Annotated in this window: 17 protein-coding genes and 1 other annotated feature; all 17 genes read right to left on the bottom strand. The window is 40.4% G+C overall.

The features are described 5' to 3' along the window. Positions 1 to 216: 216 nt before the first annotated feature. Positions 217 to 456: a binding site (T-box leader), on the bottom strand. A 94-nt stretch (positions 457 to 550) separates the two neighbouring features. Next, positions 551 to 1,051 (bottom strand): DivIVA domain-containing protein, encoded by a 501-nt coding sequence (locus AB685_RS11820; RefSeq protein WP_047970794.1) that lies wholly within the window; start codon positions 1,049 to 1,051, stop codon positions 551 to 553. Positions 1,052 to 1,130: 79 nt separating this feature from the next. Further along, on the bottom strand, positions 1,131 to 1,904 hold the full coding sequence (locus tag AB685_RS11815) for an RNA-binding protein (RefSeq protein ID WP_047970793.1): 774 nt from the start codon (positions 1,902 to 1,904) through the stop codon (positions 1,131 to 1,133). 62 nt (positions 1,905 to 1,966) lie between these two features. Further along, the gene (locus AB685_RS11810) at positions 1,967 to 2,236 is read right to left on the bottom strand and encodes a YggT family protein (RefSeq protein WP_047970792.1); all 270 of its coding nucleotides are present in this window, start codon (positions 2,234 to 2,236) and stop codon (positions 1,967 to 1,969) included. 6 nt (positions 2,237 to 2,242) lie between these two features. After that, the gene (locus AB685_RS11805; protein WP_047970791.1) at positions 2,243 to 2,704 is read right to left on the bottom strand and encodes a cell division protein SepF; all 462 of its coding nucleotides are present in this window, start codon (positions 2,702 to 2,704) and stop codon (positions 2,243 to 2,245) included. Positions 2,705 to 2,720: 16 nt separating this feature from the next. Then, a complete protein-coding gene (locus AB685_RS11800) occupies positions 2,721 to 3,410 on the bottom strand; it encodes a YggS family pyridoxal phosphate-dependent enzyme (RefSeq protein ID WP_047970790.1) in 690 nt (229 codons plus the stop codon). After that, on the bottom strand, positions 3,410 to 4,240 hold the full coding sequence (gene pgeF / locus AB685_RS11795) for a peptidoglycan editing factor PgeF (RefSeq protein WP_047970789.1): 831 nt from the start codon (positions 4,238 to 4,240) through the stop codon (positions 3,410 to 3,412). The genes AB685_RS11800 and pgeF overlap by 1 nt, the downstream gene beginning before the upstream one ends. 105 nt (positions 4,241 to 4,345) lie before the next feature. Beyond that, a complete protein-coding gene (locus AB685_RS11790) occupies positions 4,346 to 4,606 on the bottom strand; it encodes a YlmC/YmxH family sporulation protein (RefSeq protein ID WP_047970788.1) in 261 nt (86 codons plus the stop codon). A 488-nt stretch (positions 4,607 to 5,094) separates the two neighbouring features. Then, positions 5,095 to 5,874 carry an RNA polymerase sporulation sigma factor SigG gene (gene sigG / locus AB685_RS11785; RefSeq protein ID WP_047970787.1) on the bottom strand — a complete coding sequence of 260 codons (780 nt, stop codon included), beginning with the start codon at positions 5,872 to 5,874 and terminating at the stop codon, positions 5,095 to 5,097. A gap of 139 nt (positions 5,875 to 6,013) precedes the next feature. After that, the gene (sigE, locus tag AB685_RS11780) at positions 6,014 to 6,733 is read right to left on the bottom strand and encodes an RNA polymerase sporulation sigma factor SigE (RefSeq protein ID WP_047970786.1); all 720 of its coding nucleotides are present in this window, start codon (positions 6,731 to 6,733) and stop codon (positions 6,014 to 6,016) included. A 152-nt stretch (positions 6,734 to 6,885) separates the two neighbouring features. Continuing rightward, positions 6,886 to 7,815 (bottom strand): sigma-E processing peptidase SpoIIGA, encoded by a 930-nt coding sequence (gene spoIIGA / locus AB685_RS11775; protein ID WP_047970785.1) that lies wholly within the window; start codon positions 7,813 to 7,815, stop codon positions 6,886 to 6,888. 231 nt (positions 7,816 to 8,046) lie between these two features. Then, positions 8,047 to 9,216, bottom strand: coding sequence for a cell division protein FtsZ (ftsZ, locus tag AB685_RS11770; RefSeq protein ID WP_047970784.1), 1,170 nt, complete (start codon positions 9,214 to 9,216; stop codon positions 8,047 to 8,049). Positions 9,217 to 9,447: 231 nt separating this feature from the next. Further along, on the bottom strand, positions 9,448 to 10,737 hold the full coding sequence (gene ftsA, locus AB685_RS11765; protein ID WP_047970783.1) for a cell division protein FtsA: 1,290 nt from the start codon (positions 10,735 to 10,737) through the stop codon (positions 9,448 to 9,450). Between the two features lie 115 nt (positions 10,738 to 10,852). After that, positions 10,853 to 11,215 carry a small basic family protein gene (locus AB685_RS11760; RefSeq protein ID WP_047970782.1) on the bottom strand — a complete coding sequence of 121 codons (363 nt, stop codon included), beginning with the start codon at positions 11,213 to 11,215 and terminating at the stop codon, positions 10,853 to 10,855. A gap of 2 nt (positions 11,216 to 11,217) precedes the next feature. Further along, a complete protein-coding gene (locus AB685_RS11755) occupies positions 11,218 to 11,943 on the bottom strand; it encodes a DUF881 domain-containing protein (RefSeq protein WP_347230867.1) in 726 nt (241 codons plus the stop codon). Between the two features lie 50 nt (positions 11,944 to 11,993). Next, positions 11,994 to 12,680 (bottom strand): DUF881 domain-containing protein, encoded by a 687-nt coding sequence (locus tag AB685_RS11750; protein WP_047970780.1) that lies wholly within the window; start codon positions 12,678 to 12,680, stop codon positions 11,994 to 11,996. Beyond that, positions 12,664 to 13,455 carry an FtsQ-type POTRA domain-containing protein gene (locus tag AB685_RS11745; protein ID WP_047970779.1) on the bottom strand — a complete coding sequence of 264 codons (792 nt, stop codon included), beginning with the start codon at positions 13,453 to 13,455 and terminating at the stop codon, positions 12,664 to 12,666. Before AB685_RS11745 ends, AB685_RS11750 begins: the two co-directional genes overlap by 17 nt. Positions 13,456 to 13,561: 106 nt before the next feature. Next, positions 13,562 to 14,470, bottom strand: a complete 909-nt coding sequence (gene murB, locus AB685_RS11740; RefSeq protein ID WP_047970778.1) for a UDP-N-acetylmuramate dehydrogenase — start codon at positions 14,468 to 14,470, stop codon at positions 13,562 to 13,564. Positions 14,471 to 14,690: the final 220 nt, after the last annotated feature.

Genomic DNA, 14,690 nt, shown 5'->3' with positions numbered 1-14,690 from the left:
ACTTTTTTAGTTTGTTTTAACTACGCTGGTGGTTTCCGCAAATGGCTTCGCTTTCCGCGGGGCGACCTTGATCCTCCTCACTACACTGCGGGGTCTCAACATTGTCGCTACTCCCCCGCTGGAGTCTACGCAATTTGCTCCAATCACCTGCTAGAAATCCTTAAAACTTCTTAAGCTATATTTACGAAGACAAATAAAAAAATCCTCTCATCCCAAAAAAGGGACGAGAGAATCTCCCGTGGTACCACCCTAAATTGACCAGCCTGCCATTCTAACAGGAATCCGGTCCACTTTAGCATTCGTAACGTGAATGTGACGACTGAACTTACAAGCGGGCCGCCTTCAGTCCAGTGCTCCAGGGTGATGTTCATTTCTCTCCTTATACCGGGCTTACACCGTCCCCGATTCGCTTTTATAAGTGGTAAGAGAAACTACTGTCCCTATCAACGCTTTCTATTCTGTATGATGTTAATAAGTTCATTTATCTATCATATGAAAAAACTTTGATTTGTTTCGTTATTATACTGAATATAACCTTATATCGTCAAGGTTATACTCCACTTTCTTCTAATTCTTTATCTTTTTCCTCATATTGCATCAAGTGGTCCCAGTCATCATTATCAATAAGTTCCAATTGTGCTTCAACAAGCATCTTGAAACGGTTTCGGAAAATCTTTGATTGTTTTTTCAACTCATCGATCTCCACTTGCAGCTTTCTAGACTTTAATAGTGATTCGTTAATGATGCGGTCAGCGTTCTTTTCCGCTTCCTTAATGATCAGCTTGGCTTCCTTCTGTGCGTTCCTTCTTACATCTTCCGCGGATTCTTGCGCCACCAAAATGGATTTATTCAAAGCTTCCTCAATGGTAGTAAAATGAGATAGGCGGTCATTTAATTCTTTTGCCTTTTCCTCATGTTCTTTCTTCTCGCGTAAAATCATTTCATAGTCCTTGATGACCTGATCAAGAAATTCATTTACTTCATCTTCATCATAACCACGAAAAGCCTTATTGAACTCTTTATTGTGAATATCAAGCGGTGTTAAGGGCATTGATGCCACCTCCATTAAAATCTCTTCTAGTACTTAACATTATTCGACAGGTTTACTCGATTTCCTGCCAAACAATAAATTATTTTTGTTTTCCTACAATAATTCTCCATTTGTCTTTTTTCGTTTTTCCATCAATGGTGACGAGTTTACTTCGGCCATAGCCCCTTACAGATAGGATGTCCCCTTCTTGGCATTCAAACGCAGTCTGCTCTACAAGTTTCCAGTTGATTTTCACTTTTTTCCCGTCGATCAGCAACTGGGCTTTTTGCCTGGAGAGATTGTAGATGGAAGCTATCATAACATCCAACCTTAATGAAGCTGCTGTGGTCGACTTTTCTTCCCAGCTGGATTCGGTCGCATTCAATCCGCTCAGAGGTAAAGTGGTAAGAGATATCTTTACTCGGCCCACCTCCTGGAATTGAAGCTCGACAAATGTGCTTACTTCCGAGCTTAAAACTAACTGTACATTTTTTTCGTGAAAGTAGATGTCACCGAATTTACTTCTTTTTAAGCCTATCCCCATTAATGAACCGAGTATTTGCCTATGTTCAATCTGAACAAATTTGTCCGGATAAGACAAATCATATGCCTTTAATAGAAAATCATCTGCTGTGGGCGTGAGGTAAGGCGGATACAGAAGTGCACGCTTCCTTTCTGCTCCCTCTGCTCCACCGTGAAGAGCAAGCATGACATCATCATTATTTCCAATAACACTTCTCACGATATCTTGTTCACGTGGGTCTAGAAAGTCTGTCAGTTTGGCTACATACTGGTCCATTACTGTCTCTTTCCATTCCAGTACCTGATCAATAAACTCATGCTCTTCCTGACGAAAGTGTTGATAAATACTCATATTATCACTCTACTCATACAAAAGTTAAATAGGGAATCCGCTTATACGAGATCCCCTACTTTTTAATAAAGACCCAGCATTCTAAACAGTGCCGCCAACCCTAATACTGCATATCTTAATACAAAAATAGCTACGATCGGGGAAATATCAATCATCCCAAGCGGCGGAATGATTCGGCGGAACATGTCCAGGTAGGGCTCACAAATTCTTCCCAGTATTCTACCGAATGAAGATTCCCTGGCTCCTGGGAACCAAGACATGAAAATATAGATGATTAAAGCAATTGTATAGAAAAAAACCAATCTGTCTAGTAAATAAAAGAACATATCCATGTACGTCTACCACCTCTTGTCAGTATATTCTTCCTGCTCTTGCTGCATAATTTCTGATATCGATCCAGATACATCCACATTATCGGGAGTACACAGAAAAATATTCTGTCCGATGCGCTGGATATCACCGCCAATGGCATAAACGGTGCCGCTTAGGAAATCCACAATTCTTTTCGCCTGATCCATGTCAATTCTCTGCAAATTGACTATGATAGCCCTGCGATTCTTTAAATGATCTGCAACATCCTGTGCTTCCGAATAAGACCTTGGCTCATATAGGACCACTTTAGATGTCTTCTGGACACTTTGCAGGCTTACCACATTTTGTTTAGCCGGTTGGGTCGTACCAGATCTTGTCCTTCTGGTCTCCTCAACTGTCTCTTCTTCCTCATATGCATCCGTTTCCTTGTATTCATACTCATCGTCATCTAAAGCAAAGAAGCTTTTGAATTTCGATTTAATTGTCATGCCTTACACCTCCAAATTATTGTTCGTTTCCGACAAGCGCACTTCCAATACGGATAAATGTTGCACCTTCTTCAATAGCTATCATATAGTCATTGGACATGCCCATGGACAATTCTTCACATGGTGCATATGGCAGGTTCATCACTTGAATTTGGTGTTGAAGCGACTTCAGACCACGAAAACATTTCCGCAATGCTGTTTCATCCTCGGTGTAAGGTGCCATAGTCATTAATCCAACCACTTGTATACTCGGGTAGGCTTTGAGTTTTTCTACAAATTCAAGCACACCTTCTTCCGAAAGACCATGCTTAGAATTCTCCCCTGATACGTTTACTTGGACAAAGCATTTTACAGTCTTATCAGCACGTTTATGTATCTCTTCTGCCAGTGATTCACGATCTAGGGAGTGGATATAATCCACTTTATCAATGATTTTCTTCACTTTTTTGGATTGCAATGATCCGATGAAATGCCATGTTGCCTGATTGGAGAGTACATCCCATTTCTTCAGTAAGCCCTCATCTCGATTTTCACCTAAGTGTTTTACTCCTGAAGTGACGGCTTCTTCCGCTCTTTCAGTTGAAACATATTTAGTAACAGCAATTATTTGTATTTCTTCCGGCGAACGATTTGTTCGTTCACATACATCACGGATGTTTTCCCGGATTTCTCCAAGGTTTTCCTCGACTGAACGCAGATTACTCATTATCCATTCGCTCCTTTCAAACCGATGAAACTCATCATTCTTCCAGTTTTCCCCTTATCTCGCCGATGGGAAAAAAACAAGGAATCATCCGAGCTTGTACAAAAAGAGCTGTAAAGTATGTTTTCCTCTTTGACGCCAGATTGCAAGAGAAGTTCATAATTTACTCTTTTTAAATCCAGTTCAAATTGCCCTTTGGACACTACTTTCAAAAAACCTTCCTGTGTTTCAGAAGAAAGAGCATCCTTAACTTTATCAGCAACAAAATCATCCACAACATAGGCTTGAGCGGAAATGGATGGGCCAATCGCTACAAGAACAGAATCAGCGTTTATTCCTTCCGACTTCCATTTGTCTATCATCTTGCCTGCAATGTTTTTAACTGTGCCTTTCCAACCAGCGTGGGCAATTCCAACCATGGAATGATCAGGAGCAAAGAAATACAATGGTACGCAATCAGCAAAGCATAGTGTTAACAATACATCCTTGCAATTTGTGTATATGCCATCAGTACCTGCCAGTGCAGTACTATAAGTATATACCCCTTTGCCTGTATGGGATCTTTCAACTCTTACAATATTATCTTCATGGGTTTGATCGCAGCCCACCCAATTTCCGGTGGGCATGTTCAATAGTTCAGCAAGAATCTCTTTGTTTTGACAAACTGCCTTTATTGAATCCTTAACATGCAAGCCCATATTTAGTGTATTGAAATGTCCTTCACTGACTCCTCCATTTTTTGTTGTAAAGCCGACAACCAAGTCCGGATTTTTTCTTTTCCAACGTGGGAGAGTCAACGCTTGTTCTTTTTCTAGAACAAATGGCTCTGTCATTTGTGACACCTTCTTTATTGATTACGCTGATATTCCTTCATATTGTACCACATTTTTCTATAAACATTGAATTATAATGTATGTTTCGACAGCTTTTTTCGCGTTTTATTCCTCGTAAGCTGTTTCTATCTTCGTTTGATAACGAACAAGTATTACATCAGCACCAATTTTAACAATATTACGCCACGGGATGACAACTTCTTCATCTTTCCCAAAAAAACCAAGCATCTTTCCCCCGCCTGTAATGATAATGGCCTCAATTTTTCCATTTGTTAAATTAATATCAATATCACCGATGTTTCCAAGCTTTTTTCCATCTGAAACACTTACAACATCTTTCGTTTGAAAATCAGATATTTTCACCATTGCCATTCCCCCATTTTTTACATCATATTAAACTATATGATACTTGACTCCATCTTCATGAAGGGAAAATGAAATAGTTTCAACTTAGATTTTAGACACATTCTGTTAAACCTTTAGATTTGCATTTAACTGTTGATCTCCGTTACAGGCGCTTCGCTTTCCAGTGGGCGGTCCGGCAGCCTCCTCGGCAATCCTGGAGGCCACTGAAAAAGTACTGAATTTTAGTTCTTGGGTGTACACCGCTGTTGATTTCCGCAAATAGCTTCGCTTTCCGCGGGGCGACCTTGAGCCTCCTCGGGCTGCTGCTGCACCCTGCGGGGTCTCAAGATTGTCGCTACTCCCCTGCAGGAGTCTTCGCGCCTTTCACTCCAATCAACATGGTAACTGCATTCAAAAAAACCTTAAAACCAAATAACTTGTCCAAAAAAAAGAATCAGTGCCCATTTGTTGCATAGGACACTGATTCTTTTTCTTTATATTATCCTGCATTAGCTTTGAATATTCTTGTTCATCTGTTTGATTGCCGCCTTTTCCAGGCGAGATACTTGAGCTTGCGAAATTCCGATTTCATCAGCAACTTCCATCTGTGTTTTTCCTTGAAAGAACCGTTTTCTTAAAATGAGCTTTTCTCTGTCATTCAATCGCCGCATGCCTTCTTTTAATGCAATTTCTTCAATCCATTGGATATCCTTGTTCTTTTCATCACTTATTTGATCTAATACATATATGGGATCTCCACCATCGTTATAGATCGGCTCGAAAAGAGAAACAGGGTCCTGTATGGCATCAAGTGCGAAAACGATTTCTTCATGAGGTACTTCCAAAACTTTCGCAATTTCTTCAGCCGTCGGTTCCCTTGATGTTTCACTCATTAACCTTTCTCTCACTTGCAGCGCTTTGTAGGCAATATCACGCAACGACCTCGACACTCTTATCGGGTTATTGTCACGTAAATAACGTCTGATTTCTCCGATGATCATCGGCACTGCATATGTAGAAAACTTAACGTTCTGACCCAAATCGAAGTTATCAATGGATTTCATCAACCCAATGCACCCTACTTGAAATAAGTCATCAACAAATTCTCCACGGTTATTAAACCGTTGAATAACACTTAATACAAGCCTTAGGTTACCATTAACAAGTTTTTCACGAGCGGATAGTTCACCACTTTGCATTTCACGAAATAACTTCCGCATTTCTTCATTTTTCAGAACGGGAAGTTTTGAGGTGTCCACACCGCAAATTTCAACTTTATTACGTGTCATTCTTTCCCCTCCTTACAGGAGTTGCTGTTCAGAGTTAAGTATCTCCTCAGGAGGGAAAAATATGCATATGCAGAAATCTATCTATTCTGACAAATAATGACAATGCTTATTAGTACTGGAATTTTTGCCTGAAAATTTTTTAAACCATTTTGTTGAATTCTTTTCTTAACCTTTTAATGATTCGTTTTTCCAATCTTGAGATATATGATTGCGAGATTCCCAACATATCAGCTACATCTTTTTGCGTCTTTTCTTCACCACCAATGAGCCCAAAACGAAGTTCCATAATCTGTTTCTCTCGATCATTAAGTTGTTCAAGTGCTTTCATAAGGAGTTTACGATCCACATTGGCTTCAAGGTCTTTTGTGATGATGTCTTCTTCTGTACCGAGAACGTCTGACAATAACAGCTCGTTTCCATCCCAATCAATATTTAAAGGTTCGTCAAAAGAAACCTCCGAACGCACCTTATTATTTCTTCTTAAGTACATCAATATTTCGTTTTCAATACATCTTGAGGCATACGTAGCCAACTTAATCTTTTTCTCCGGATTGAATGTATTAACAGCTTTTATGAGTCCGATTGTGCCGATACTGATTAAGTCCTCAATGTTGATCCCCGTGTTCTCAAACTTTCTTGCAATATAGACGACAAGTCTCAAGTTTCTTTCGATCAGAATGGATCTTGCAGCCTGGTCACCTTTAGGCAATTTTATAAGTAGATGTGCTTCTTCTTCCTTTGACAAAGGTGGTGGGAGTGCTTCACTTCCCCCGATGTAATAGATCTCATCTGTTTTTAATCCCAATTTGATTAATAATTTGTACCATAAATAGGTGATCTTTATTTTTAATTTACCCAAAATAACTCCTCCTTTTATTTACGGACCGACTGGTTACTCTAGCTGGCAATCTTAACGTTAGCTATTTATGCCATCAATTCACTTGCTCTCAGGTCCTATCAATGCAGATCCAATCTACTATGATGGTTAGATAGATTCTTGATTTGCTATCTTTATGAAACCCGCTCCACCACTTCTCCTTGAAGCATTTTAGGATGAACAATACAAACATAGTCCCCTTCGGAGGAAAGCTGTGTTTTTGTTAGTCCCAATAGGAACTTACTTGTTTCATACCGCTTGTTATCATGGTGAATGATTGCCTTATCCGGTTTAATTGCCAGCATCAAAGTTGTTTCTTTTCCAACTGCCCGGTAAGGTATGATTCTGATCCTCTCGACCCACCTGGTTTCATCTGAAAAAGTTGGCCAACCTTGCGTTTGTTCTATGGAGTCCATAGCTTGTATGATTTCTTCTGGGATGAATGTTTGAAGAGTTGCCACTTCTACTATCATGACAGGAGTTTTGGTAATAGGGTCCAGAAGTTGGTTACCACTATCCAGGAGACCTGATAACGAGATCACATCCTTTTCAATTGTAATTGTAATAGTGGCGAGTTGATCATATTTGAATTTTCTTGTTTCCACTGCACTAAATTGCTTTTTGGAAAGGTATAAAAGTACCGGAAAACCGATGAGAACGAACATCCATGAAACTGGGTCTCCAAGTCCGCTTGTAAGGCTTTGAATGCTCTCGTTTGCAAAACGCTGATCGACTTGCAATGCATAATGGACCGCTAACATGCCTCCCCCAACCGCAAAGGTTGTTACATAGAACACGGTCAGATTCTCTAGAAAAGTCCTTAATCTGTGAAAGCCGAATGCTGTAAGAATGATAGTGAGAGAAAGGAACATTTTCACAAAAGGGTTTGCTACAAGCATTTGTGCAGGTGTAAACATGAGTACTACAATTAAAGAGCCGATAAACGCCCCAAGTAATAGCCTCCAGGTCACGACCTGACGCTTCAGGATCAGACCTGTAATCTTTAAAAGCAGAAAATCAAAGCCGAAATTCAGTAGCCAGATTGCATCTAAATATACGGTCACATTGAGTCCCTCATTTATACCTTTTAGTTTTGAAACTAGTATAAATCACTGCTAGTAGAAAGTCTGTCAGTTCCTGCCGATAGTAGAATACAATTTTTGAAGGTTTTTTTGCTTATTTGTCGGAGGGGGTGTTGAGGGTTTTTGTGTTAGCGAAACATCTAAACCAAAAAAGCACCAAACCAATCAATGATTGGTTTGGTGCTTCTTTTTATTTAAGCCAGCTAATACAGATTAGCGGCGGCGGTTTCTGTTACGCAGGAACGTTGGAATATCCAAAGTTTCTTCCTGTTGTTGAGGTTGTTGCTGACGGCGTGGCTCCTGTGGTTGCTGTTCCTGCTGTTGGTGAACAGGTTCCTCGCGTCTCACTTCACGTTGTTGCGGTTTTTGAGAAGGTGCCTTTTGAGCGCCGAAAACCGGACGTGCACCTTGTTTTGTGTGGTTGATTTCAGCTTCACTGAAACCAGTCGCAATTACCGTAACAACAATTTCATCTTTAAGGTTTTCGTTAATAACAGAACCGAAGATCATGTTCACTTCTTGGTCAGAAGCGGATGCTACGATATCGGCAGCCTCCTGCACTTCATACAAGCTAAGGTTTGTTCCGCCGGTAATGTTCATAAGAACACCTTGAGCTCCGTCGATGGAAGTTTCAAGTAGTGGTGAAGATACTGCTTTTTTCGCCGCTTCTGCTGCACGGCTTTCACCAGTTGCTACACCGATTCCCATTAACGCGGAACCTTTGTTGGACATGATTGTTTTCACGTCAGCAAAGTCAAGGTTAATTAAACCTGGAGTAGCGATTAAGTCAGAGATACCTTGTACACCTTGACGTAGAACATTATCCGCTTCACGGAACGCTTCAAGCATTGGCGTATTTTTATCAACGATTTCAAGAAGACGATCGTTAGGAATTACGATTAAAGTATCTACAGCTTCTTTCATGGAAGCAATACCGCCTGCTGCTTGTGTTGCACGTTTACGGCCTTCGAAAGTGAATGGTCTTGTTACAACACCGACTGTCAAAGCTCCAAGGTCTCGCGCAATCTGAGCGATAACAGGTGCAGCACCAGTACCGGTACCTCCACCCATACCAGCAGTTACGAAAACCATGTCCGCACCTTTGAGTACTTCTTCCAATTGCTCTTTGCTTTCTTCAGCAGCTTTCTTACCGACTTCAGGATTTGCACCTGCACCAAGTCCGCGAGTTAGTTTACCGCCAATTTGCATTTTTACTTCTGCTTTTGATAGGTTTAGAGCTTGAGCATCCGTATTTACTGCGATGAACTCCACTCCTTGAACACCATGTTCTATCATACGGTTTACAGCGTTGTTTCCGCCTCCCCCAACTCCGATTACTTTTATGGTAGCTAATTGATCGATACTATTATCAAAATCTAACATGACTGTTCCTCCTATTTCTCGAAAGTACTTGCAAACATAAGCTTTATCCTTATATAAAGACCTGTTTAACGCCGCTGTTGATTTCCGCACTGGGTTTCGCTTTCCGCGGGGCGGTGCTTGAGCCTCCTCGCAACGCTTCAGGGGTCTCAAGTCTACCGCTACCTCCCGCTGGAGTCTTCACCCCGTGCTACAATCAACAGCTATGGTTTCCCCGGTTAACAATATCTTTAGTTATTCAAAGAATAATCCGAAGAATTTCTTAACTTTATTGCCCACTTTTTCTTCTTCGTTTACAGGCTTTGTTTGCTTTCCTTTTTGCTGAGTTTGTTTTCCACTACGTTTTTCTGGGTATTCGCTTGGTGCTGTGGTAGCTTCAATTTTTCTGCCTTGCAGCTTTGCATTTTTATATGCAAATTGGATAAGTCCCACTCCTGTTGTATATTGAGGCTCTCTCACGCCAATATAATCCGGAACAGCTTTCCTTACATTGTTGTTAAGTATCAGTTGCGCCAATTCCAGCACACCTGGCATCGATACTACTCCGCCAGTCAATACAAATCCGCCTGGAATCTCGCGGACACCTAATCTTTTAATCTCATGTTGCACAAGCTCGAAAATCTCTTCCATTCTTGCTTCTATAATATCAGAAATTTCAAGTTGGCTAAACTGTTGATGCTGATCACTTCCAATAATAGGTACACTGAACACTTCTTCATCGGAAGCATGATCATAGAATGCATGTCCATGTTTTTGTTTGATTTTTTCTGCGTCTTCTGTGGAAGTGCGCAATCCTATTGAAATGTCCTTGGTGATGTATTCCCCGCCAACAGGTAGAACACTAGTGGCTTTCAAGAACCCATCTTCAAAAACGGCAATAGTAGTCGACCCACCACCTATATCCACAAGTGCCACACCAAGATTACGCTCATCCTTCGATAAAGCAATAGATCCTGATGCAAGCGGCTGCAGGCAGATATCCGTAATTTCCAGCCCTGCTTTCTCTACACAACGCAGTAAGTTATGTAAGACTGTTTTCGATCCTGTAATAATGGTACCTTCCATCTCAAGTCGAACACCAAGCATCCCTCTCGGATCATTGATTTCATCCAACCCATCCACGATGAACTGCTTAGGGATACAGTCGATGATTTCTCTTTCAGGGGGTATGGAAAAGACCTGTGCTGCATCAATGACGCGAGCGATGTCTTCATCCCCTATTTCCCTGTTTTCACTTGAAACGGCCACCACTCCATGGCAATCCTGAAGCTGTACATGGTTTCCAGTGACACCGACAACCACTCTATTAATCGGCATCCCTACCATTCTCTCAGCCTGTTCAATTGCCTTATTAATGGAATGAACAGTTTCATCTATGTCTACTATAGATCCTTTTCTTAATCCTGTTGATTTTACATTACCGACTCCAATAATATTTAAAGTATCATTCACCATTTCTCCAATGATTACTTTAACACTGGATGTACCGATGTCCAAACTGACGTATATTTCATTGCTGTTCATTCTATGGCACCTCCTTCTACTCCTAAAAAACAACTAATTATTTAAGAACAACACCTGAAAAAACATATTATATTAGAAAGTATTCCACAAATATGATGTTTTCCCTTTTTTAAAATCATTTTTTTTCGTTTTTTTCTTTAGAGAGTGACCATTTGGATAATAATATCCTTCTAATCACTGCTATGTTTTGGAATAGCCTTACTCCGAAGGCGAAAACTGCAGCTAAATATAAGTCTACACCAAGATGTACGCCTAGAAAAGCTAAACTTGCAGCAAGCAGGATATTAAAGAAGAATCCTGATACAAATACTTTATCATCATAATTGTTTTGCAGGTGAGCACGTATTCCTCCAAACAAAGTATCGAGCGCAGCAAGCACTGCTATCGATAAATAATTGGAATATTCGTCCGGCACACGAATTTCGGAATAGAGTCCCAAGACAATTCCTATAATCAACCCCAGGAGAGGAAGCCACATGGTTAGTTCCCCTCCTTCCCAGCTTTAACCGGTTCCATATACTTCACACGGATCTGCTCGTCATAAGCAGGCACAGTTACTTGATTGATAGGGGTGGAAACTTCCAATAATAAGTTTTCTATTGCAAATTCATCCATTGCCCTTGATACCTGCAATCGGTTATAGAGCTTTGTCGGGTCACTCGTAATCACAATGATTTCAAAATTCGCATTAGGTATCCAAGCATTGTTCACTTTCGTACGGCCGTTGATTTCTCTAATGACCGTATTGCTTACAACCCGCTGATTGGCAATGCTTATTTCATCAACACCATAGGAATTCAATTCATTTACAAATCTTCTTAAAAGATCTGCAGATATATTTTCCTGCACGTTCCCGATTATGTCTTCATCAAATAAAGGTTTGACTGTCATCTTAATGCCTGGTCCATTCATTTCGGTTAACCCTGCTTCTTTTTTTAGTTCTTCCAAGGTTTCACGTACGATATTTTCTTTGGATTCTTCCCGTTCTTTGGAATACTCTTTCAGCATTCCTTCGTACTTCCTGATTTCATGGATTATCTGGGACTGAATTTCCTGTTCACGATTCAAGTCACTGCGAAGCTGCCATGTATCACGAGTATCACGGATAATAGGTTGTTTCACTGTTTGAAATTGTATGGCAATCATCAAACCAACAATAACTGTTATAATTGTAAAACTGAATTTACGTTTGTCCAACTTGTACACCTAACCTCATAAAGCATGCAATAAGCCTTAAAGCCGGCTTTAAACAGAGTTTATCGAATTACCGGGTCAAGAACTACTAAATCCTTCTTTTGCATTTTCACTGTAATATTGTCTGCTATCAGTTGATCCTTCACCCCGCCCAGGATATTAAGAGCCGGAATCAGAACCTCGGAATCTCCTATAGCGGTAATAACGAATGGAGCCGGATATTGATTTCCGTCAATAGTTATTACGGGGCCATTGCAGATGACGTATGAATCCTTGGTGATTCTCTGTCCGTTAATGGCTATTGCAGCAGCACCGGATATAAACAGTTCATTCATCACCTTGAATACATGGTTTTCATGTACGATGTAATTATTGATATTCTCTTCCGAGGGGACGTAGGAAGCGTCAGCTAGCGTTACCTCCACCCCTTCCCCCTGAACTTTGACATTCCCATTATACATTCTGAGCTTGTCCACATCTTCCACCAGATTAAATAGTAGCTGTTCACCTGCAGCAAGTTCTTCCTCAATGTTTTGCACAGCCTCTTGTTTTTTCTGGAGCTCTTGTTGAAGTTCAAGGTTCCTCTCTTCCGTTCTGATCAATGATTCCCTAATTGCCCGATCACGTTGCCATTGTCTGTCTGTACCTAAGATTTCTTCCTCTTGTGTAAGTTGATAAGAATAAGAGACGATAAAACCAAGGACTAGACAAACGAAAGATAAGACAACATGTTTACCTGTCACTTTCATCTGTTTCTTCCTCTTCCTCTCCACCTGATTCGTACGGTTTGAAGAATGTACCTACCTCCAAGTTAATGATCCCTTTAACAGATGGATCTAATTGTTCGATTATGGAAGGGTATGCAACCATTTTTCTCGAGAAATCCCTAATTGTTGCACTGACCTCAAAACCGTCATTCATAAACATCGTGATGTGATAAGGGTCGATATCAGTAGGTGTATGATGTATTTCCGAGATGGAGTAAATGATGGATTCCGGCAGCTTTATCAGCTCCACGATAAAATTCTCGACCATTTCTCCGTTTTTCCAATTCATCATAAGTGGTGCATCGTCAGGCAAAGCATCCTTATCGTCCAAAACAGAAAGCATTTTACCATTTTCCATGACAGGGTAATAGTTTCCGCTTTCATATATATATGCGACCCTTTTATATTCTTCAATACTGATCTCTACACTATTGGGAAATTTTCTCTGAACCTCAACACCAGAAATTTCTTTATGCTGCTGAATCAATTCAGATACTTTCTCTACATTCACACGCCAGATGCTTGTCTCATTTGTAATCTCACTGATCTTAATGATTTCATCATCTAATACATGTACATTTCCATCCACAGCTATGCCGGAAACTTTACTGAATGAAGATTGCGAGTAAATAATCAAAAACAATAAAATGAAAAATAAGGACAAATATATAATCAATCTTCTGTTTGTCTTGTGCTTTCTCTGCTGTTTGATTTTAGGTACACGATCTTCCAGCGTCACTACTTTCCCTTTTTCCATTTAAAACTATTTCACCCCACCGCGCGCCCTTTAGCACGCTGTTATTATGCATTAATTTTCTAGCATAATTATATCATATATGGGGTGAAAATACGGAAAAAAACTACTATTTTCTTCCTATAATTTCAACTTCCGTTTCAAGCTTAATATTGTTTTCTTCCATTACTGTTTTTTTGATGAAATCTATCAAATCCAATACATCCTGCGCTTTAGCTCCACCATCATTAACAATGAAGTTCGCATGCATATCGGAAACCTTTGCTCCACCGATTTTATATCCCTTTAACCCGGCCTTCTCAATTAACTGTCCCGCATAATTAGGAAGTGGATTTCTGAATATGCTTCCAGCACATGGGTAAGTAAATGGCTGAGTATCCCTGCGATAATCTTTATTCTTTTGAAGCAAGGCAACGATTTCCTCCCTATCCCCTTCTCCTACATTCAGTACTGCTTCAAGGCAGATACCTGGCCTTTCTTTTTGAAGCAAGGATGTCCGATATGAAAAGTTCAACTCTTCAGCAGTCAACCATTCCATTTTTCCATCTTCAAAAAGAATATGGGCTTTTTGAAGGACCTTGGACATATCGGATCCATGTGCGCCTGCGTTCATATAAACCGCCCCTCCGACAGTTCCGGGGATGCCAGCAGCAAACTCAAGGTTGGAAAGCCCCTTTTTACTGATGATAGTCACAAGCTTAATCAGGGAATAGCCTCCACCCACATGGACTTCGTTTCCTTTCAGTTCCATATGATCCATGCCGGCTCCAAGCTTTATAACGACTCCTTCGATTCCGAGATCGGAAACCAAAAGGTTGGAGCCGCGTCCGATTGCAGTCCATTTAACATTATATTTACTAATGAGTTTCATCGTTTCCTGCAGTTTTTCCAGACTATTCGGTTCCACGAGAATATCAGCAGGTCCACCGATTTTCATGGTCGTATGATTTGCCAAGGGTTCATTTGGTAGTACTTTACCTACTTCCTTTTCTTTTAAATCCTTCACTAACTGTTCCAATATAAAATCCTCCTAAATCCACGTTCCTATAACAATTTTCATAACTATTGGCTCTGTTGGACATCGCAGTTGATTTTCGCGTGAGAGTATTCGCCAAACGCTCCGAACACAGCCGAAATTCCTAAAGCAAAAACATTCTATAACAGAACCCAACTTTTAAAAGTAGGAAATAAGACTTCGTTTCAAGTGGATGTGAGTCGGTAGCTGATAATACCTATAG

The sequence above is a fragment of the Bacillus sp. LL01 genome (assembly GCF_001037965.1).
Note: the sequence above shows the minus strand (reverse complement) of the source record. Positions and strands in the feature narration are given on the sequence as shown.

Coding starts and splice junctions, on each gene's coding strand:
- AB685_RS11820 (WP_047970794.1), bottom strand. CDS start 1,051: ATGCCCTTAACACCGCTTGATATTCACAATAAAGAGTTCAATAAGGCT.
- AB685_RS11750 (WP_047970780.1), bottom strand. CDS start 12,680: ATGAAAGTGACAGGTAAACATGTTGTCTTATCTTTCGTTTGTCTAGTC.
- ftsZ (WP_047970784.1), bottom strand. CDS start 9,216: ATGTTAGATTTTGATAATAGTATCGATCAATTAGCTACCATAAAAGTA.
- sigG (WP_047970787.1), bottom strand. CDS start 5,874: ATGACACGTAATAAAGTTGAAATTTGCGGTGTGGACACCTCAAAACTT.
- AB685_RS11760 (WP_047970782.1), bottom strand. CDS start 11,215: ATGTGGCTTCCTCTCCTGGGGTTGATTATAGGAATTGTCTTGGGACTC.
- AB685_RS11815 (WP_047970793.1), bottom strand. CDS start 1,904: ATGAGTATTTATCAACACTTTCGTCAGGAAGAGCATGAGTTTATTGAT.
- pgeF (WP_047970789.1), bottom strand. CDS start 4,240: ATGACAGAGCCATTTGTTCTAGAAAAAGAACAAGCGTTGACTCTCCCA.
- AB685_RS11745 (WP_047970779.1), bottom strand. CDS start 13,455: ATGGAAAAAGGGAAAGTAGTGACGCTGGAAGATCGTGTACCTAAAATC.
- AB685_RS11810 (WP_047970792.1), bottom strand. CDS start 2,236: ATGGATATGTTCTTTTATTTACTAGACAGATTGGTTTTTTTCTATACA.
- ftsA (WP_047970783.1), bottom strand. CDS start 10,737: ATGAACAGCAATGAAATATACGTCAGTTTGGACATCGGTACATCCAGT.
- AB685_RS11800 (WP_047970790.1), bottom strand. CDS start 3,410: ATGAGTAATCTGCGTTCAGTCGAGGAAAACCTTGGAGAAATCCGGGAA.
- AB685_RS11790 (WP_047970788.1), bottom strand. CDS start 4,606: ATGGTGAAAATATCTGATTTTCAAACGAAAGATGTTGTAAGTGTTTCA.
- AB685_RS11805 (WP_047970791.1), bottom strand. CDS start 2,704: ATGACAATTAAATCGAAATTCAAAAGCTTCTTTGCTTTAGATGACGAT.